This window comes from Bradyrhizobium sp. Ec3.3, assembly GCF_000472925.1.
GTDB lineage: Bacteria > Pseudomonadota > Alphaproteobacteria > Rhizobiales > Xanthobacteraceae > Bradyrhizobium.
Genome location: NZ_AXAS01000073.1, coordinates 14,423 through 33,919, shown reverse-complemented (window position 1 = coordinate 33,919; position 19,497 = coordinate 14,423). Strand labels below are relative to the sequence as shown.

The window sequence follows — 19,497 nt, the reverse complement described above, 5'->3', positions numbered from 1 at the left end:
GCGAGCTTGGCGAGACGCTCCTGGAGCTTCTCACGGTCGTAGTCCGAGGTGGTCTCCTCGATCTGCGCCTTGATCTGGGCCACGCGCGCCTCGATGTCGGCCTTCTTGCCGGCGCCGTTGACGATCGTGGTATTCTCCTTGTCGATCATCACCTTCCTGGCGCGACCGAGCATGTTGAGCGTGACGTTCTCGAGCTTGATGCCGAGATCTTCCGAGATNGCCTGGCCGCCGGTCAGGATCGCGATGTCCTGCAGCATGGCCTTGCGGCGATCGCCGAAGCCCGGCGCCTTGACGGCCGCGACCTTGAGGCCGCCGCGCAGACGGTTCACGACGAGCGTGGCGAGCGCTTCGCCTTCGACGTCTTCAGCCACGATGACCAGCGGCTTGCCGGTCTGCACCACGGCCTCGAGCAGCGGCAACATCTCGTTCAACGAGGAGAGCTTCTTCTCGTTGATCAGGATGTAGGCGTCTTCCATTTCAGCGCGCATCTTGTCGGCATTGGTAACGAAGTAGGGCGAGATGTATCCGCGATCGAACTGCATGCCCTCGACGACGTCGAGCTCGGTCTCGAGTGACTTGGCTTCTTCAACGGTGATGACGCCCTCGTTGCCGACCTTCTTCATGGCGTCGGCGAGGAACTTGCCGATCTCCGCGTCGCCATTGGCCGAGATGGTGCCGACCTGGGCGATCTCTTCGTTCGAGGTGACCTTCTTGGTATTCTTCGAGAGGTCCGCAACGACCGCGTCGACCGCGAGGTCGATACCGCGCTTGAGATCCATCGGGTTCATGCCGGCGGCAACCGATTTGGCNCCTTCACGGACGATCGCNGCGGCNAGNACGGTCGCGGTGGTGGTGCCGTCGCCGGCAGCATCCGCTGCCTTCGACGCCACTTCCCGCACCATCTGGGCGCCCATGTTCTCGAACTTGTCCTCGAGTTCGATCTCCTTGGCGACGGCAACGCCGTCCTTGGTGATGCGGGGCGCGCCGAACGACTTGTCGAGGACGACGTTGCGGCCCTTCGGACCAAGCGTGACCTTCACGGCATTGGCGAGGATCTCGACGCCGCGCAGCATGCGGTCGCGAGCATCGACCCCTAATTTGACTTCTTTGGCTGACATATTTGTCCTCCCCGAATTGAAATTCGTCTCTCACCTGCGAGGCAGCATAGGCAGGCGCTCCTCAGGGGTGAGCATTTGCGGCGGTCAGCGTCAGGCCGCCTTCTTGGAGCCGGCGACGTCGGTGAGAACACCCATGATGTCGCTTTCCTTCATGATCAACAACTCCTGGCCGTCGATCTTGACCTCGGTGCCCGACCATTTGCCGAACAGCACGCGGTCGCCGACCTGGACGTCGATCGGGATCAGCTTGCCGCTCTCGTCGCGGCCGCCGGGGCCGACGGCGATCACTTCGCCCTGGGAGGGCTTCTCCTTGGCCGTGTCGGGAATGATGATGCCGCCAGCGGTCTTCTGGTCGGCCTCGATGCGCTTGACCACGAGGCGGTCGTGAAGCGGACGGAATTTCATGCGATCCTCCCCTCTCTTGTGATTATTGCTGGATTGGCCGTCGCAATGAGCGAGTGCTCGCCGCTCCTCACATAAGCCTGTGACACTTGGGCGCAAGGGCTTCGACCCATGTCGCCTGTTGGCCCAAGCAGCGGTTGGGGATGTCCGCTATTCCGCCGCTGTCAGGGAATAAGCAGACATCCGGCAAACAGGCCAAAAGCGACGCGATTGACCCCATCCGGACGTTGCGCACTCCAAGGCTGGAACTGTGGTATCCTCCGTGACCCCGTGGGAGGGTTCAATGAAGCGGCGGACCCTAGGCTCAGCTCGGACGAGGTGATCGAATGAGTGCGCCGGCAAGCCGGTGCGATCCTGCCGGCGGAAGGCCGGTCCGAGTCAGGGTTAGCGCCCCGCGTGGTAGCGCATGTTGCACGGCCCCTGACGACAGTGGCCGCGAAGCCTACGACTACATACAGATCTGAAGATTGCGCTGCGGGGTCGCGAGGAGGATCAACGTCGTGAAGCGGGACTTCGACCTCATCGTTTATGGCGCGACGGGCTACACCGGCCGCCTCATCGCCGAATATCTCGCGGCGTCCTATCGCGGCGACGATGCGCCATCCTGGGCGATCGCGGGGCGCTCGACCGACAAGCTCCAGAAGGTGCGTGCCGATATCGGCGCACCGGACGATTTGCCGTTGGTCACGGCGGATGCCGCCGAGCCGGCCAGCCTGCGTTCGATGTGCAAGCGTGCGACCGTAATCATCACGACGGTCGGGCCTTATCAGCTCCACGGCCCCGAGCTCGTGGCGGCCTGCGCTGCCGCGGGAACAGCCTATGTTGATTTGTGCGGCGAGCCGGTTTGGATGCGGCGCATGATCGACGCCCATCACGAAGAGGCGAAACGAACCGGCGCGCGCATCGTCTTCTCCTGCGGCTTCGATTCCATCCCGTTCGATCTCGGCGTGCTCACGTTGCAGGAGAAGGCGCGCGAGAAATTCGGGCGCCCTGCGCGGCGGGTCAAGGCCCGCTTGCGCAAGGTGAGAGGCGGCATGTCTGGCGGCACCGCGGCAAGTGCTCAGGCGACATTCGCCTCCGCGGCACGCGACCCGACCCTGATCCGGCTGTTGAGCGATCCCTTCGCGTTGACGCCGGGGTTTACCGGGCCGTCTCAACCGTCGGGTCTCATCCCCGAATACGACCCCAGCACTAAGGTGTGGCTCGTGCCGTTCCCCATGGCGCCGATCAACACCAAGAACGTGCACCGCACAAATTTCCTTTTGGATCATCCCTACGGCACCGACTTCGTTTACGATGAGATGATGGTCGCGCCGGGATTTGGGGAAATCGCAAGCGTGACGACGGAGACGTTTGCCACGCTGGTTTCCTTGCTCCGGACCGGCGGTCTCAAACCCGGCGCCGGCCCGACTCGGCAAGAGCGCGAGAGGGGCTTCTACGACATCCTCTTCCTGGGGGAGCTCCCGGATGGCAGACACGTCGAGGCGGTAGTCACGGGCGACCGCGATCCGGGCTACGGCTCGACCAGCAAGATGATCGCCGAGAGCGCTCTCTGCCTCGTGCGCGACGTGCAAGGCGAGGGCGGCATCTGGACACCGGGCGCGCTGATGGGGCCGGCGTTGTGCAAGCGTCTGGAGGAGCGCGCCGGCCTCACCTTCAGCGCGCGTTGAGAATGCCATAGAGCTTTCCACGCAGGAAGCGCTCGTAGCCCGCGGTGCCTTCGACCGCCACCTTCACGAGGTAATCGCAATCGCCGGTGGTGAGATAGGCTTCGATGACTTCGGGAAAATCGGCAAGCAGTTGTCCGAAACGTGCCAGCACTTCCTCAATGGCGGTTGGTTGGCCAGTTGCCGATGAAGGAGGCCCAGGTTGGCTGCGAGGTCGAGGACCATTTCTCGGCGGCCGCGGTGCTGATGACCATGTCTGCACTCGGTCTTGCTGCGCTTGCACACCAGCTCCAGGCCGGCAGGATGGCGCGCCAATCACCGTATTAAGAATGCACAGGCTTTTCCGGACAGCGAAATGCTGTAGGCTACGAATTGCGTGGGCTTAGGCTCGGCACTTCAATCAAATGTACACGGGAGGGACCTATGGACATTCGAAAGCTTGCGGCAACTGCCGCGTCGGCTGTCGCCTTGTGCGGGTGGTCGGGCATCGCCGGTGCCGGCCAGTATGACGGCATCACGATCAACATCCTGACGCGCCCGGGACCCGTCATCGCCGGCGCAGTGTCCCAGCGCGGCAAGGAATTCGAGAAGCTGACGGGCGCCAAGATCATCGTAAATGAAGTGCCGTATGCTGAGATCTTCCCGAAGGTTCAGCAAGACTGGTCCACGGGAACGAATTCCATTGATGTTGCCGTCTTCGCCGCCGGCTGGGGCGTCGAGCTCGCGGCGGCTGGGCTGCTCGAAAACCTCGATCCCTACATAGAGAAGGACAAGAAGATCGACCTCCAGGACATCGCGCCCTATTTCCGCGAATTTGCCCAGAAGATCGGCGGGCATACGATGGTGATTCAGGTCGATGGCGACTTCCAGATGGTCTATTACCGGAAGGACATCCTGGAAAAAAACAATCTGCAGCCGCCCAAGACCTGGGACGACTATCTCGCCATTGCCAAGGCAATCAACGGCCAGGATATGAGCGGCGACGGCAAGCCAGGCTATGGCTCCTGCATCTTCAAGAAGCGGAACGCGCAGAGCTATTTCGCCGTACAGACGATCGCTTCGACGTTCGTTCAGACTCAGGGTACAGCCCAGGGCTTTCAGTTCGAAAACGCCACAATGAAGCCCCTTGTCAACAATGCCGGCTGGAAGAAGGCCTTTGAACTCTACAAAGAGACAAGCAAATACGGACCGCCTGAAGAACTAAATATGGACATCGGCGACACCCGTTCCTTGTTCAAGTCGGGCCGATGCGGCCTCCTGATCGAATGGGGCGATCCGGGCCCGCTCCAGCTCGAAGACGACGCAAAGGTGATCAAGAACAAGCTCTACGCCACCAATGTGGGTTCGAAGGAAGTTTTGGACCGCAACACCGGCAAGCTTGTTCCTGTCAGCAAAGAGTCTGCACCGAATGCGATCGACGGCATCAACTATGCTCCGTTCTCCGCCTTTGGCGGCTGGGGCGGCGCCGTCAACGCCAAGTCGGACCCCAAGGTTAAGCAGGCGGCCTACGACTTCTTGTCGTTCATAAGTCAGAAAGAGCAATCCAACGTCGACGTGACCATGGGCTGGACAGGCTTCAACCCATACCGCCTCAGCCAGCTCAAGAGCACGGATCTTTGGGTGAAATCCGGCATGGATGAGGGCCTTGCCAAAAACTACATGGGCGCCATTAACGATGCCCTCAACAACCCCAACATGTCTTCGGACCTCAAGATCCCCGGTGCGCAGCAGTACACCGCCGTCGTGCTCGACACCGAGCTGGCGCGCTATATGGCTGGCGAGATCACCGTGGACGAGGCCTTGAAGAACATTGAGGCCGGTTGGGAAAAGATCACCAAAGACTTCGGCCGCGACGAGCAGATCAAGCAGATGGCACTCGCTGTCGGACCTGCAAAGTGAGCGAGCCTAATGTCTGATGGGACCACTACGAGCCAGCCGGGGATTTCTCCGGCTGGATTTTCTCGGGGTGAAAGCTGGGGCGAGTGGTTGGACCGCCATTCAAGAACGTTTTTCATTGCTCCGGCTGTTACGTTTGTCCTGCTCTTTGCGATTTTCCCAACCTTCTACACGATCGTCTTTGCGATCAGTCATGTAAGGTTCACGGCCACCGGTCTCAAATTCCGGACGGTTTGGTTTGAGAACTTCGCGGCCCAATTTATCGGCAACCAGCAGGTTCACTTCCTTGGCCGCTTCACGAGCATGAGCATCGCCGGCTGGGTATTCAGCCTCGTGACTGCTGGCGCTCTGCTGTGGTGGCTCTATCGCGCCGTCGTCAAGGGAACCACCTGGATCGGCTTGGCCGGGCGGTTGATCAGCGCTGCCATGGCCATGTTCATTGCGCTTCTATTCGCCGCCACCCTGCTTTCCGGTAACCAGTGGGGCACGCTGCTCAATACCCTGTTCTATGTTGTCGCCGGCTGCTCCATCCAATTCGTGATCGGCCTGATGTTGGCCTTCCTGTGCTCGCAGCCCGTTATCGGCAAGAATTTCTTTCGGGTACTGTTTTTCATCCCCCTCATGATTACTCCGCTCGGTGTCGGCTATGCCTTCAAGATGATTCTCGATGTGACCAAAGGTCCGTTCCAGCCCTTCTGGCAATTGGTCGGTCTCGGGAATTGGGCATGGTCAACCGATGCCTGGGCCGCTCGCTGGTTCGTTATCCTGGGGGACTCCTGGCAATGGATCCCCTTCATCTTCATCGTTTTGCTTGCCGCTCTGGAGAACGTGCCCAAGGATCATGTCGAGGCCGCTCAGGTCGATGGCGCCTCCAGTTTCCAGATCTTCCGCGAAATCACCTGGCCGCAAATTCTTCCAGTCGCAGCAACCGTCATGCTCATTCGTATGATCGAGGCGTTCAAAATCGTGGATCTGCCAAATATCATGACAGCCGGAGGGCCCGGGATAGCAACCGAGTCAATGACACTGCATTCTCTGTTTCTTTGGCGCGCCAATGACATGGGTGATTCTGCTGCCGTGGCATATCTTCTCCTGATATTGACCGTCGTCGTGTGCTCCTCGTTCTTCAACTATGTGGTCCTCAAACGGTTACGCAAGGCGCGGGCATGAGCGGGGTGACTTCCAAGATTTCCAGGGACCGGTCCTTCAGACAGCGATTGTTCGAACCGCCTGCCGTGGGCAAGATGTCCCTTATGGCCAACCTTGTGGCCTCCGCTATCCTGTTGTTTTGGTCGCTGTTCGTGCTCTTTCCGATCTATTGGGTGGTCATTACGGCCTTCAAGGATGCCGGGACCGTCAACAACGGACCGTTCTTTATCCCTTTTGTCGATTTCCAGCCGACGCTAAAGGGCTGGATTGCGCAATTCGCAACAGACCCCTATTGCGATGCCTATTCCGTCGGCCGCCAGCTTTTCCTGCTGGTCTACAATCTGTTCGCCTTCATTCTTTCGCCGTTGGTCAAGATCGAAAAAATGGAGCCGCAGATCTGCAAGGTCTACCTTGCCTATACGAATTCCTTTGTGATCAGTTTCGGCGCCACCGCGCTTTGCATTGCGGTCGGATCCATGGCTGCCTACGCACTGGCGCGCATTAGCTACAAGCCGAAGTTCGGGAACATCGTGGTGTTTGTGCTGCTGGCCCTCTCGGCCATCGTCGCTTCCAATTACTTCGATGTTCATTGGACGATTTCAGGCTCCATTGCCCTCGCCCTTTTTTTTCTTCTTGCCCGCACTTTAGGGCGGCGTTTCAAGTCCGCGCTCGGAAATAACGACATTCTGTTCTGGATCGTATCTCAACGCATATTGCCACCGATCGTAGTCATTATTCCGGTCTACATGATGTTTCAGTCGGTCCGCATGATCGACACGCACTTCGCGCTTATCATCGTCTATGCGGTAGCGAATTTGCCAATCGTCGTTTGGCTCATGCATGATTTTTTCGCGAATCTTCCCGTTGAACTGGAGGAATCGGCACAACTCGATGGCTCATCACGCTTCGAAATATTTTGGGACATCGTGTTGCCCTTGACCCGTCCAGGGCTCGCTGCAACCACCCTGCTGACGCTTATTCTCAATTGGAACGAGTATCTCTTTGCGATCTTCCTCACGACCGCTCGAGCCCAGACCATGCCGATCATGGTTGCCGCCAAGAACACCGGCGAGCGGGGCATTCTTTGGTGGGAGATGTGCGCCATTATCATGATCATGATCCTTCCGGTGATCATCATGGCTGTCGTGTTGCAGCGATATATCGCCAAAGGCGTCTTGCTTGGCGCGGTCAAGGGATGAGCGGATGAACAAGACGATTTCAGGCGCCGCTCGCCAGGTCCCGGTCCGTTTCGACAAAGTGCGGAAATATTTCGGTACCGTGAAGGTACTCGAGGAATTCAATCTAAACATCGCGCCGGGAGAATTCCTGGTGCTGCTCGGCGCTTCCGGCTCAGGAAAGACCACCGCGCTCCGCATTCTCTCCGGCCTCGAGACGGCCACCGCCGGCCGCGTGCTGATCGGCGACCGCGATGTTACCGACATCTTGCCGAAATACCGCGACATCTCGATGGTGTTTCAGTCCTACGCGCTCTACCCGCACAAGACCGTGGCCGAGAACATCGGCTTTCCGCTCAAGGTTCGCCGCGTTCCCGAAGCTGAGCGTACCGCCGCGATCAAGGAGGCTGCCGCCCAGGTTCAACTCCAGACCCTACTCGACCGCTACCCCCGAGAGCTATCCGGAGGCCAGCGTCAGCGGGTTGCGCTGGCTCGGGCCATCATCCGCCGCCCGTCGGTGTTTCTCATGGATGAGCCGCTTTCAAATCTCGATGCCAAGCTTCGTGGTCACATGCGCGCCGAACTGAAACACATGCAGCAGTCGCTAGGCATCACGACAATCTATGTCACTCACGACCAGATTGAAGCCATGACCCTGGCCCACCGGGTCGCGATTCTGGAAAAGGGAGTTCTGCAGCAGCTCGATACGCCGGTGAACACGTACAACGATCCTGCCAATCTGTTCGTCGCCCAATTCATCGGCTCACCGCCCATGAACATCATCCATGGGGCTCTGGACGGTAGGGCCTTCATGGGCCACGGAGCCCGGCTGATGTCACCGGTGTCAGGCAGGATCGCCAAGGCCGTCCTCGGCGTGCGGCCTGAAGACTGCACGATCGTTGAGCATGACAAGGGGGATCTGAAGGGCGAAATTTACGCCAACGAGCTGATCGGCGACCACACGCTTGTGACAGTCAAAGACGAAAATGACTTCATCGCCGTGAAGGCCCCTAAGCAGTTTGCCGGCAGGCAAGGCGAGCGCATCGGTGTCTCGCTGACGCCGTCACGCACATTCGTTTTTGATGCTGAAAGTGGCCTACGTGTGCGCTGAAGCGACATCACTCCATGCACGTTGCCATCGGGACGGCATTCAAGTCAGACTTGGTTCTCGTAGACGGCCTGTATTCTTCCGCACGGAAGGCACTTGTCCACACGCACGCACGGCCTGTTGCCTATCCTTGGCAGTACGGCCAACAACATCATCAACCGCCCGCACGTCTCACAGACCGGAGCTTGTGGGATCGTCTTGTCAGAGCTGGTGGACATCGTCGAACCTTGAACGCTCGGCCAGCGGCGTTGCCTCCGCAGTCACAACATTCGCACGCGCCATCCTCACAGCACGATCTAGCTCCCAGAAAGGCAACAAAGATCATTAAACTCCACGCACGCGCGAAGTGATGTGGATGAAGCGGACTACGCCGGTCCATCCGAGTTTGACAGATGTCGTCGCCGGTCCGTCGGTGGTCTTGTCCAGCATCGCAGGGTCCCCTCAGAACTGTAGCCTACGCGCAGCCGCCACCGGCGCAGGAGAAAATAGGTAAGTAATCCTTTTGGGTTAGTGGCGCCGATCCCGCCGCCTATTTGCTGTCCAACGGTGGCCACATCATTTACGCCCGCGAATATCCCGGCCTGAACGACGGCGCCACGATGCTTTATGTCGCCAGCAAGCGCGATTGCGATGGATGCGCATTGAAATCCCGCTGTTGCCCCAAGCAGCCGTCACGGAGAATACCGCGCTCAATCTATGAGGGCGCTCGCGACATGGCGCGGCAGATCGCAAAGTCGTGGGAAGGACGCACCTCGCGCCGGCTCCGCAAGAAGATCGAGATGCTGTTCGCGCACTCAAGCGTATTCGCAAGCTCGACCGTTTACGTTTACGAGGCCCAAACGGCGCGCGTGACGAGTTCGCCCCTCGGAGCCACCGCTCAGAAATTCGAAAGATGGCCAAGCTTATCCCGATGCCCACCCCAAGGAGCAAAGCGCACTCGAGGTCACGATGGCAGCATGAAATTCGTCGAGTGGCAGCCCTTCGCCGATCTCGATACCGCCGCGCGCAGGATCGCGAACGGCAAGCGGTGGAGGATGGCCGTATCTTCGCCGAACGCGTCAATGAGCCATTTCTGACGGCTGGCCGCAGTGGTGAGCAATTCCGCACCAGCATCGAGCGCGCCGTCGCTCTCGGCTGGCTGTGGCGACACGCGAGCGGCGCTTGCCTGAAAATCACCGAGGGGGCCGCGCTGTTTGCCTCATCCACGATTAGTGGCTGCGAAAGCACACCTACATAGATTTCGCACAAGCGCACAGCCCGCAAGTTACCTTGCTTGGGATCGCAAGCTAAATCTAGAGACACTTTCGTTTTAGAAGGCCTGCGATGACCCTGCTTGTGACCGTAAATGAGGCAGAGGAGGATCAGACTGGCGCCCCCAACGCGAAGGCTGTGATCGCCGTCGTTGGACTGGCAATTGAGGCCAGAATAGCGGGGATGGCAGCGATGATCGCTGATGGTGACCGGACCGCGTCTCATTTGCGTGACGCCATCCGAAAAGGTGCGCGCGGGATTATAAGCTTTGGCGTATGCGGCGGGCTGGATCCGAAGCTCCGACCGGGTAAGGTTGTCATCGCTTCGTCGGTGTTTGCCGGGAACGATGAAGCCTATCCAAGTGACCTCCCTTGGGCCCAGGAGCTCCTTCGGATGATCCCGGGCGCCGGCTACTCTCCGATTGCTGGAGTGGCTACCCCGATGACAAGTTTTGAGGAGAGACGGGACTTCCATGCCACCACGGGGGCTGTCGCAGCTGATATGGAGTCGCAAATCGTGGCCCGAATTGCTGCCGAATTCAGAATTCCCTTTGCCGCTTGTCGCGTTGTTCTAAACCCTGCCCATCGCATACTTCCGAGAGCGGCGCTCATAAAGATCGGACCCGCGGGTAAGCCTAGACTACGCGAAATTGGAGGTTCAGTTGTTAGCGACCCACGGCAACTTCCTAGACTTAGCCGATTAGCCGTTGACGCTGTTATTGCAGTGAAGGCATTGCGCAGGGCCAAACAACGGCTTGGAATTCACCTCGGTTTCCCGCACCTTCACGGCCGCTTACCGCGTCGACTGCTGCACTTCAAACAATAGAACGAGTCCGATCCCGCCGTCAGTGCTGCTGCCCGCACGGCGCGACGCCGGCCAGACAAGTGCGAATCCGAGCTGCCAAAAGGATAGCTGGCCCGAGCCCCCGTGCGATCAACGTTATTTCGATGGCGATTCCGAACAGCTACGTCGGCAGCGCGCTCACGAGTCCGACTGCGGGCCGAGCTTTGGCATAGCTTTCGAACCCGTACGTGAGCGCAGGAAGGCCTTGCTCACCGCTACGGCCGGCGCAGCCAAAAAGGCGGTCAAGGCGGCCCACGAAAGGATGGGCCGCGGCGCGGCCTCATGGCGCTCAGGCAAATCCGCCGCCGATCCAAAGCAGCCTCTACGTTTTATGAAGCGCCAAGCGAGCGGGTTCCATTGGCTCCAGACCTGCTCGGCCTGCGCTGCCAACAGGCCGGAGACGATCTCCGGCGGAGGTCCAAAAACCTCAGGTAGCTTGTTCGATAAACCGTCGTCCTTCAGCACGTCCCATTTCGAACATCCGCCCATCACAGGAGACGAGAGGGCGAACACCACCCGACCAATCCGCGCCTCCCTTGAAGAAAACGAACACATCGGGCAAGGTTCAACGATCGAATACAAGGTGCAATCTTGCAGACGCTTTCGTTTGAGGACCTTTTGTGCCGCGGAAAGTGCCACGAGCTCCGCGTGGCGCGTCACATCGCTCTCCGATGAAACACGATTGATGGCCTCGGCGATGACCTGTCCTCGAGAAACAATCAGGGCGCCGAACGGCAGCTCTCCTTTCTTCGCTCCAAGTCGAGCGACTTCAAGGCATCGCTCCATCATCTGCAAATCTTGAAGGTGAGCTTCCGGCTTGCTCATGAGCATCAGCTGCTCCATCAGAGTTGACGAGCAGTCCCTCTTGGTTGCTGCGTTCCTGGGCCCAGCGCGTCATGGTTTCGCGGCCAGGGCGATCTGTTCAATCCAGACGGGAAGTTAGGCGAAGCAACCCCTCCCGCACTATGCGATTTCGGCTAACGGGGCCACGTTCATCGGATAGGCTGACGCGCTCGGTCGCTTTCCTGTCGCGGCTGCTCGAAGCTGGCGTTGACGTGCGCTTTGCCGATCTGCCGCAGATCGACGGTGCGCCCGGCCGCTTCCTGTCGCAGCAAATGGTGGCCGTTGCCGAGTTGGAGGCGGGCATGATCAGCAGGCGCACCAAGGATGTTCCGCATTCAGACGCGCTGAGCTTCGGCGCGACGCTGGCTCAAAATCTCAATTTTTTGGCGCATCATAGCAAGCTTTGTTTGGCCGCAATGCGCTAACGCCCGGCGCTATGCAAGTACGACAAAAAGCGGCTGCGATAATCAACACACTCGCACGACAGGATCGCGGTTCGCTAGGGCGCGGCTTCAGACTCCTAAAGCGATATGTGTTCCTGGCCTCGGTTGTTTGGCTTGCCGCTTAGTTAGCTGCGATGGTCTGGATGTTGTTCAGATTGTAGCCCGCCCGTTCTCACGGGCTAGCATCGTGCTGATTGCAGCCAGATCGCTTTTCCGGATGTTTTGTTGTGAGCAGCGAAGCCGTATGCCTGATTTGTAACCAACCCCGAGTGCTCAAGGGCGCTTTTCCTGTCGCAAAGGGTTACGACCTAGGATTCTACGAATGCGTCGGTTGCGGCAGCGACCTGTGGCTTGTTGCCAGAGCGTCCAAACCATCGGTACCTAAGCTACGGAGGGGACGACCTTCTCGCGGTCAACAGCTCAAGGCAATTGACGCCGCGCTAAAGAAATTTGCTCGGATCGCAGTTGCTCCAAAACAGAAAGGGCCCTCAGCGTGAACAGGCGGGCCTCCTCTTCATCGCCCGAGCCGTCGGCGGTGCATAGCGGGCCCGATAGCAGCCGAACCTGCGCTTATTCGCCCTCCTCATTGAGGATCAGAGCGCCGCGTCCGAAGAACGTAACGCCAACGCAGCCTGTTCGACTTGCCGATGTCCCATCATGATCTTCAGTCCGGTTACCTAGACAGACTGGATCACTGATCCCTCTGCGTCGCAACAGCCGCCTTTTTCAACGGAATCGGCCCTTCGCGGCAGTTTGCGCGATGCATTGACAGTCCGAAGTTGGAGACACACCGGAAGTCACCGGCTCGGGGGCAAACCGACGCTTTTTCGGCCCCTCGTGTTCGCGATAGCACGTACGGGATCGTCGTAGACTACCAGTCAAGCCGGGCGATGACGGTGACAGTCCCGTAGCCTGCATGGTGCGAAGCAAAATGCGTGGTTGCGTCAACTACCCCGATGTCGCTTCCACCTTCGATCTTTGAGCCAGGCTCCATAAATTCGCCACCGATACAGGCATCACAATGCCCACGTTCGCTCGGAGGCGGTGCGCAAAGCCGATCCTGGTCAATCTTGGGACCAGTTCTTGGGAGCAGACGGCCTGTCAGCGCCGCCGCACTTGCCTTGCTTCCGGCAGCGCGAGCACGCGAGTTCCACGCCAAGCGGAACCGGGCGGGGGAAGGAGGACGGGGGTGCGGCAGAACCTATCGGCACAGGTTCAGCACGAACTGTCGACCGAAATCGACCTGAGCCGGTGGGCCGGCTCGGTCGGGCTCGCAGTCTTGGTCGGCATCGTCTATTTCCTAGCGGCGCGACTCAGCCTTGCCATGCTCACCAAACCTGAGGGTGTTGCCGTTTTCTGGCCTGCCGCAGGTGTCTCCGCCGGCGTGCTTATCGCACTTGGGCCGCGAACGCGATGGCCTGTCGTGATCGGTACCATGACTGCAACCATCGTCGCGAATCTCCTCGGTGACCGGAATTTCTGGGGCGCGGTTCTCTTCGGCGTGTGCAATGCAGGGGAAGCCGCGCTCGCAGCATGGCTCATCGGGCGCTTCTTCGGTCCGGACTTCAGATTAGACAAGGTGCGCAACGTGGCGGGGCTGCTGGCGGCAGCAATTGCGGGAACCGCAGTCTCGGGGATCGGCGGGGCGATCGTCTTCAAGTTGTTTCACAGCGCGACGGCGCCGATGCTGACGACCTGGTATCAGTGGTTTGCATCGGACGCGTTGGGAATCATCACGGTTGCGCCGCTGCTGATAGAGCTTGCCTCAGCCGCGCGCGACCGGCCTCCGCTGAGCGAACTCGTCGAAGGAATCGCGGCGGTCGCAACTCTGGCTCTGGCGAGTGCACTTGCCATCTTTCTCCGATCGGAGCTGTTGGCGAATGTCGGGCCGGTCGCGGTGCTATTTGCGCCACTGCTGTGGCTTGCCGCCCGTTGCCGGCCGGCCTTTGCCGCGGCAGCCGCGTTCATCATCAGCCTTTCCATCGTTTGGACGACAACCTTCGGCATTGGCTATTTCGGCAATCGCGACCTCACGACGAACGAGCGCGTCCTGGCGGCACAGATCAGCATCTTACTTGTGACGATCGGCGCATCGGTCGTTGCTGCGTTGTTTGCCGAAATTCGTGATAAGCGAAAGGTGGCCGAGGCTGCCCTGCATGCCAGCGAAGCGCAACGCTATCTCATCGAGACCGAAAAGCTGGCCGCACTCGGCCGTCTCGTAGCGGGGGTTGCACATGAGCTCAACAGCCCAATCGGCATCAGCCTGACGGTGGCCTCGACGCTAGACCGCCGTTGCACCCACTTCGCGGACCAGATTGTTTCCGGGCCGCTGCGCCGTTCGCGGCTGGCCGAATTCACTGACGGTTGTCGCGACGCCGCAAACCAGCTCGTCGCGAATCTCCAGCGCGCGGGAGAGCTGATTCAATCGTTCAAGCAAGTCGCCACCGATCGCAGCGATGCTGATCGGCGTTTGTTCGACCTCAAGCTCGCGACCGAGCAGATCGTTGCGAGCATACGGCCAGGCCTGCCGAAGTACCGGGACTCGCTTTCGCTCGCCCTGCCCTCCGACATTATCCTGGACAGTTACCCGGGCGCCTACGGGCAAGTGCTGACCAACCTCATCTTCAATGCCGTCACTCACGGCTTCGCTGACGGGCTTGGCGGATGCATGCTGATCGAGGCGCATCGCCTCGGCCCGGAGCAGATTGAGATCACTTTCTCGGATGATGGAGGCGGTATTCCGGAGGAGGTTCAGCGTCACGTTTTTGATCCATTCTTCACCACTAGACGGGCGCAGGGCTGTACCGGGCTCGGCCTTTACATCGTCCATAACCTTGTGACGGATCAGCTTGGCGGCAAGATCACGCTCGTCTCTGCGCCAGGAAAAGGTACGACCATTCGTATGACGCTTCCTCTGCTTGCCCCCGGAGCAAGCAGAGACGTCCAGGCTCCGCAAACCATGGTCAATGTCGCTGCCGTCGGGCATGGTGCAGCAGGAGACGCAGCGCAGTAAGTCTGCACCTGCCCAAGCCAAGCCTTCTGAGGGCAATCAGGCCCGTAGGGAAGCGCCTGCCAGCACTCTTCGCATTTTCCCGCGTGTCGCCCGCGTAGCGGGCGATTGCGGAGTACAACAAACTCGCGAACCGCCGGTCGATTCGGAGTTTTCACGGCCGGTCGGCCGACGAGTGATCCGAGGAATCGCGGCGATGCGGGATTTGGTCGCGATCGGGGCACAGCGGACATTGCCCGGACTTGCACATTTGAGCCTTCGCTGCGTTGGAAAGGTATCACCATGAGGAAGACGTTATTGGCGCTCGCTACGGCCGCGACATTGGCCGTTTCCGCAGCCTCGCCCGCTTATGCTGGTCCGCGCACTTATCCCGGACCCGGCGGCTATCCGTACTGGTCGGGCTATGTCGATGCTCCGGTTGGAGATCCGATGCCCCCCTGCTACTGGCGTACCCAGCGCTTCTGGGACGGTTATGGCTGGCGCGTGCGCCGCGTGCGCATCTGCGGCTGATCGTCGAATTCCACGGCGGACGCCTGTGGGCCACTTGCCAGCCATGCGGGGCTCTCTTTCAGTTTGCGATCCTGCTCGGCCGTCATGATCAACCGATTGTCTATTTTTGGGCGCCCATCTGCTGCGCGGCGGCAGTCTAGTTAAGGTCTGTCCAGCGCGGTGAAGCGGACTAGTTTTGCTCACGCTGAGTTCTTCGCATTTTGACCCAACTGGCCGGCAATATTTCGTTGTAATAGTGGCTCCGTCGCGACGTGCCGAACTGCTCTACCGGTCCCTATGCGAGCCTCGGGGTTGGCATCGGGATAAGCTTGGCCATCTTTCGAAGGTTCTGAGCGGTGGCTGCGAGGGTGAACTCGTCACGCGCGCCGTTTGGGCCTCGTAAACGTAAACGGTCGAGCTTGCGAATACGCTTGAGCTGCGCGAACAGCATCTCGATCTTCTTGCGGAGCCGGCGCGAGGTGCGTCCTTCCCACGACTTTGCGATCTGCCGCGCCATGTCGCGAGCGCCCTCATAGATTGAGCGCGGTATTCTCCGTGACGGCTGCTTGGGGCAACAGCGGGACTTCAATGCGCATCCACCGCAATCGCGCTTGCTGGCGACATAAAGCATCGTGGCGCCGTCGTTCACCAGCGCTCCGGTTGTGGTAAGAACCTTGCCACCCGGACAGCGGTAGGCGTCATCGGCATGGTCATAGGTGAAGTCCTCGCGCGAGAAGATCCGTCTGTGCGGGCCGACTTGTCTAACACCGTGACGTGTGGCTCGATGCCGTACTCATAGACCAACCAGCCGAGCATCTCGGCTGAGCCATAGCCGCTATCGCCGAGAAGCCGGCCCGGATACCGAGGACTATCTGGCTTTTCTCAACATTGAAATCAGAGGCGGTGCATTTTCGGGTAGAATGTTTTTCTGAGCCACAAAGCCGCCGCGCTCATAGAGCGGCGTATTTCTCGGACTTGAGTTTTCGAGATAAGCAGGCATGCCTGTTTCGTCGATCCTCCTGAGCGCCGCGTCAAGAATCGCCGATCCCAGCCCCATCCCCTGAAAAGGGGGATCAACAGCCATAAAACTCAAATAGAAATGCATTTCGCGCGGATGCGCCCTTTCCAATTCGCCGGATATTGCAGCCCCTCGGACTATCCCCCCCAATCCGCACATCTTCAGGAATAGAGGCAACAGCTTCAACTGCTCAAAGAATCCCGGAGGCCACGCAGGTATCCCTGGCGGCAGCCATATTGCACATGCCGCGCCGTCATCGCTCATCCATACTTCGCCGGCGGGTATTGCGCGCGTATACAAGTGCCAAAAGAAGAATGCCTCTAGTACCGAAGGCCGTTCTGGCCCTGATCGAGCCAACCAATCCATAACGGGGTCGTTGAGAAATGCCCTCGTCAACAGCCGCGCGAGTTGGTGCGCATCCTCCAACCTTGCGCGTCGCGGCGCGGAAGCAGCCCTAAGTCTCCGCGAATGTTCGTCCTTCATCCGCTCGCTCACCGATTAGCAGACCATATCTCGGTCGCAGAAAGTGGGTTGTCTCAACTCGTCCAACCTTCCCGACGAAAGCCGGCTCTCGAACGATCGACGTTGGCCGTCGGCCTCTCTGGCTTGGTCCGCCCCAGGAGCCGCTGCCGTCCGGCAAGGCACGTCGGTCATCCTGGTCCTAAGCCGGTACAAGTGTATCGGGTGCAATCTTGGTAAACGCCCCGACACTCGAACGATGGCAGCTGGTTCAGATGACGGCAGTCGCGATAGCGGGCACGACAGGTACTTATGCATTGCTGTTTAGCGGTTGGAGCGGCCGCAACAGTATGAGAGGCGAGATCGGCGTCGCGCGCCGTCGCCGGCAGACCCGGCATTATCGTGACGGCAAGCGCCGCCAGTGACCCGAGCCAAACGTTCTTCCTCATGTTTCTCTCCGCCGATATCCGGTACGTACCCGCAGTCTGGGCCCGAGCCGGATTGCGCGCTATGCACATTCGGCACCTGCTCTGCGTGCGTTGAGCGAGCAATCAGGCGGCGATGCAGAATTCGGCCATGCGGCTCTCCAAGAGAGCGCACCATAAACACGCTACGCCTTGCTCCTGCAGCCGTGTCTAGAATTGGACGGGGCTCTATGTCGGTGTGAACCGCGCAACCTGATCTCCAGCCACTTCGACGGCGAGCTTCGACATCGTGGAATGAGTGTTGTTATCACGCCATGTGAAGCGCAGGCTGCGATCAACTTCGTTTCGAGGCCTGCCGCCGCCCCGACGCAGGTAGAACGCTGCGTCGGCCATCTGGCGTCAGCCGAATCCGCATAGCGCGCAGTGCGAAGTCGGTACTAAATAGTGTGGCTTATCGGCGACCCGATAAGTTTGCGTTTCTTTAGGCACACAACTCTCTCAGGCCCACCAACATTCTATGCCAGAGGGGTACCATGTTCTTCAAATACTTGCGCGTACTCGCCATCACCGTTCCCGCATTAGTTGTGACTGGCCTAGCGTCGGCACATGCAGCCCCTCCACGTCATGTCCCGCTACCGAAGACGATCGGCTTGGCCAAGGCGGAAATAGTGTCCCCATGTCTCGTCGTTCGGGAGGTGCGGAAAATTCCGCCGTCAGTTTATAGCTGCAAGGCCGGCTTCGTTGTGCCGCAAGATTTGTTCGATCGTAACAACCCGAACAATTTACGATCAGATTATCCAGCTCCGCCTGCTCAGCCTGGCCAGTTCTAATCGCTATGTGAAAGCTGTCCATAGAGACTCAGACGAAGGCTGCGCTGTTCAGCTTTGGCACTCCCGGAAGCCAATCGGCGATGCTCGTTTCCGACCACGTTCCCCATTTGAATGTGGACGCGCAGCGTAAGGCTACCAGCGCCAACAATTGCGCTTCCTAGAATTGCGTCTCTTTGCCGAAAATGCATAGCGGGCTTGGGTCGGCCGGATATCTTTGTCTCAGCCGGGCCCGAGGCGACGACGATGGAGAGCGCCGAACGGATCGGATCCTATGGAGGTCGGCTTCGGGTCTTGGCCGTGTCAAAACGGCTTCAAGGGGCGTCTGCCCCGGGAAGCCAGGAAGCGCGCCTGTCTCAGACCGCAATCGCAGCGATCAGTGGCGTGGTCCCGATGATCGCCATCTCGGCCGCTACTTTTGGGAGCGTTTTGGTGAGGACGTGCGACGCTCCCATGCGGGCCTTCATCGTGCCGAACGGATGCTCGACCGTCTCCCGACGCTGACGCATGGCTTCCGGGGCTTCTAGGCGCTGCTGCACGGCCTCGAGCAGATACTCGTGCTCCCGTTCCAGCCGCTGGCTGGACTGCACTCGGTTCAGGTAGCCATAGATGTAAAGCTTGGGGAGCACCGAGGGGTGGTACGATGGCCGGCCAGTCGCCGCCGGCTCTGCCCCCTCAAAACCCATCTCAGCCAAATCCAGCGCATCGACAAACGCGTCGATCACACGAACAGGGTTGCTCCGTGTCCGTCATTTCAAAAGACGATGCCGACAGCACCCACTACGTTGCTGCTTTGCAACGGCGTGTGTTAGGCTGCGATCTGCTCAATGGGGCGCGCGACGGCATTGAAGGGTGTGGCGTATGCCAGTTTCACTCGCCAACTCCGAGGTGATCTATGAGGCCCTCAAAGCCTGCGACGTGAGGATCATTTCCGCTCTGCCGGAAACCTGGCTGGTCCACCTTATCCGCATGGCCGACGACGACCCCGAAGTCACGCTGATACGCGTCGCCAAGGAAGAAGAGGCGATTGGCATCTCTGCCGGAGCACATCTGGCAGGTATCAGCTCCGCGCTGCTAATGCAGAACCACGGTTTCCTCGCAGCCATCAACCCGATCGTCTCGCTGGCGCTGCTCTACAAGATTCCGCTCCTGATGCTCATCAGCTACCGCGGTCACATGGGCGAGCGCGATCCTTGGCAGACACAGGGTGGCATGGTGACTGAGCCGCTGTTGCGGACCCTGGGTATTCCCGTCTGGCACCTATCAAACCCCGATGACGCTCAACGCCGCATCAAGGATGCGCAGACGCTGGCACACGCTTCGCTGTCGCCGGTCGCCGTGCTGCTGACCCGCGAGTTGATGTGGGAAGAGTAG

Annotated in this window: 15 protein-coding genes and 4 pseudogenes; 12 read left to right on the top strand and 7 right to left on the bottom strand. The window is 59.6% G+C overall.

The window, feature by feature from the left end; translation table 11 throughout:
- Positions 1-1,118: chaperonin GroEL (gene groL / locus YUU_RS0140340; protein ID WP_027527346.1), on the bottom strand; the 1,118-nt coding region annotated here is incomplete at its 3' end.
- Between the two features lie 90 nt (positions 1,119-1,208).
- On the bottom strand, positions 1,209-1,523 hold the full coding sequence (groES, locus tag YUU_RS0140335; protein WP_027527345.1) for a co-chaperone GroES: 315 nt from the start codon (positions 1,521-1,523) through the stop codon (positions 1,209-1,211).
- A gap of 497 nt (positions 1,524-2,020) precedes the next feature.
- Here groES and YUU_RS0140330 point away from each other — a divergent pair, with 497 nt between their 5' ends.
- Complete coding sequence (locus YUU_RS0140330; RefSeq protein ID WP_027527344.1) at positions 2,021-3,190, top strand: trans-acting enoyl reductase family protein; 1,170 nt, start codon at positions 2,021-2,023, stop codon at positions 3,188-3,190.
- On the opposite strand, the gene YUU_RS59450 is transcribed toward YUU_RS0140330, so the two are convergent.
- Positions 3,177-3,341 carry an Lrp/AsnC ligand binding domain-containing protein gene (locus YUU_RS59450; RefSeq protein ID WP_371260562.1) on the bottom strand — a complete coding sequence of 55 codons (165 nt, stop codon included), beginning with the start codon at positions 3,339-3,341 and terminating at the stop codon, positions 3,177-3,179. The genes YUU_RS0140330 and YUU_RS59450 overlap by 14 nt on opposite strands.
- Positions 3,342-3,610: 269 nt before the next feature.
- Here YUU_RS59450 and YUU_RS0140315 point away from each other — a divergent pair, with 269 nt between their 5' ends.
- From YUU_RS0140315 to YUU_RS53470, 7 genes and pseudogenes are all read left to right on the top strand, one after another.
- On the top strand, positions 3,611-5,086 hold the full coding sequence (locus YUU_RS0140315; protein WP_027527343.1) for an ABC transporter substrate-binding protein: 1,476 nt from the start codon (positions 3,611-3,613) through the stop codon (positions 5,084-5,086).
- A gap of 9 nt (positions 5,087-5,095) precedes the next feature.
- Complete coding sequence (locus YUU_RS0140310; RefSeq protein WP_027527342.1) at positions 5,096-6,253, top strand: carbohydrate ABC transporter permease; 1,158 nt, start codon at positions 5,096-5,098, stop codon at positions 6,251-6,253.
- 83 nt (positions 6,254-6,336) lie between these two features.
- Entirely contained in the window at positions 6,337-7,431 is a 1,095-nt protein-coding gene (locus YUU_RS0140305; RefSeq protein ID WP_245288251.1) for a carbohydrate ABC transporter permease, read from the top strand.
- Positions 7,432-7,435: 4 nt separating this feature from the next.
- The gene (locus YUU_RS0140300) at positions 7,436-8,518 is read left to right on the top strand and encodes an ABC transporter ATP-binding protein (protein WP_051390158.1); all 1,083 of its coding nucleotides are present in this window, start codon (positions 7,436-7,438) and stop codon (positions 8,516-8,518) included.
- 554 nt (positions 8,519-9,072) lie between these two features.
- A pseudogene (locus YUU_RS57430) lies at positions 9,073-9,428 on the top strand (transposase); the annotation flags it as partial.
- The gene (locus tag YUU_RS61755) at positions 9,408-9,752 is read left to right on the top strand and encodes a hypothetical protein (protein ID WP_245288253.1); all 345 of its coding nucleotides are present in this window, start codon (positions 9,408-9,410) and stop codon (positions 9,750-9,752) included. The pseudogene YUU_RS57430 and the gene YUU_RS61755, both read left to right, overlap by 21 nt.
- Before the next feature lie 86 nt (positions 9,753-9,838).
- The gene (locus YUU_RS53470; RefSeq protein ID WP_051390157.1) at positions 9,839-10,591 is read left to right on the top strand and encodes a hypothetical protein; all 753 of its coding nucleotides are present in this window, start codon (positions 9,839-9,841) and stop codon (positions 10,589-10,591) included.
- Between the two features lie 156 nt (positions 10,592-10,747).
- Here the strand turns inward: YUU_RS53470 and YUU_RS53465 are convergent, their stop codons facing one another.
- Positions 10,748-11,440 (bottom strand): nucleoside deaminase, encoded by a 693-nt coding sequence (locus YUU_RS53465; protein WP_198031921.1) that lies wholly within the window; start codon positions 11,438-11,440, stop codon positions 10,748-10,750.
- Between the two features lie 167 nt (positions 11,441-11,607).
- On the opposite strand from YUU_RS53465, the pseudogene YUU_RS57425 reads away from it, so the two are divergent.
- The 3 genes and pseudogenes from YUU_RS57425 to YUU_RS57420 all read left to right on the top strand — a co-directional run.
- Positions 11,608-11,775: pseudogene (locus tag YUU_RS57425) on the top strand (recombinase family protein); the annotation flags it as partial.
- Between the two features lie 1,309 nt (positions 11,776-13,084).
- Entirely contained in the window at positions 13,085-14,908 is a 1,824-nt protein-coding gene (locus tag YUU_RS60580; RefSeq protein ID WP_051390155.1) for an MASE1 domain-containing protein, read from the top strand.
- Positions 14,909-15,187: 279 nt separating this feature from the next.
- A complete protein-coding gene (locus YUU_RS57420; protein ID WP_084801795.1) occupies positions 15,188-15,415 on the top strand; it encodes a hypothetical protein in 228 nt (75 codons plus the stop codon).
- A gap of 274 nt (positions 15,416-15,689) precedes the next feature.
- Here the strand turns inward: YUU_RS57420 and YUU_RS53450 are convergent.
- From YUU_RS53450 to YUU_RS57410, 3 genes and pseudogenes are all read right to left on the bottom strand, one after another.
- A pseudogene (locus YUU_RS53450) lies at positions 15,690-16,255 on the bottom strand (transposase); the annotation flags it as partial.
- A 7-nt stretch (positions 16,256-16,262) separates the two neighbouring features.
- Positions 16,263-16,676 (bottom strand): GNAT family N-acetyltransferase, encoded by a 414-nt coding sequence (locus tag YUU_RS57415; RefSeq protein ID WP_198031920.1) that lies wholly within the window; start codon positions 16,674-16,676, stop codon positions 16,263-16,265.
- Positions 16,677-18,665: 1,989 nt separating this feature from the next.
- Positions 18,666-18,863: pseudogene (locus YUU_RS57410) on the bottom strand (transposase); the annotation flags it as partial.
- A gap of 121 nt (positions 18,864-18,984) precedes the next feature.
- On the opposite strand from YUU_RS57410, the gene YUU_RS0140255 reads away from it, so the two are divergent.
- Positions 18,985-19,497, top strand: a complete 513-nt coding sequence (locus tag YUU_RS0140255) for a thiamine pyrophosphate-binding protein (RefSeq protein ID WP_027527336.1) — start codon at positions 18,985-18,987, stop codon at positions 19,495-19,497.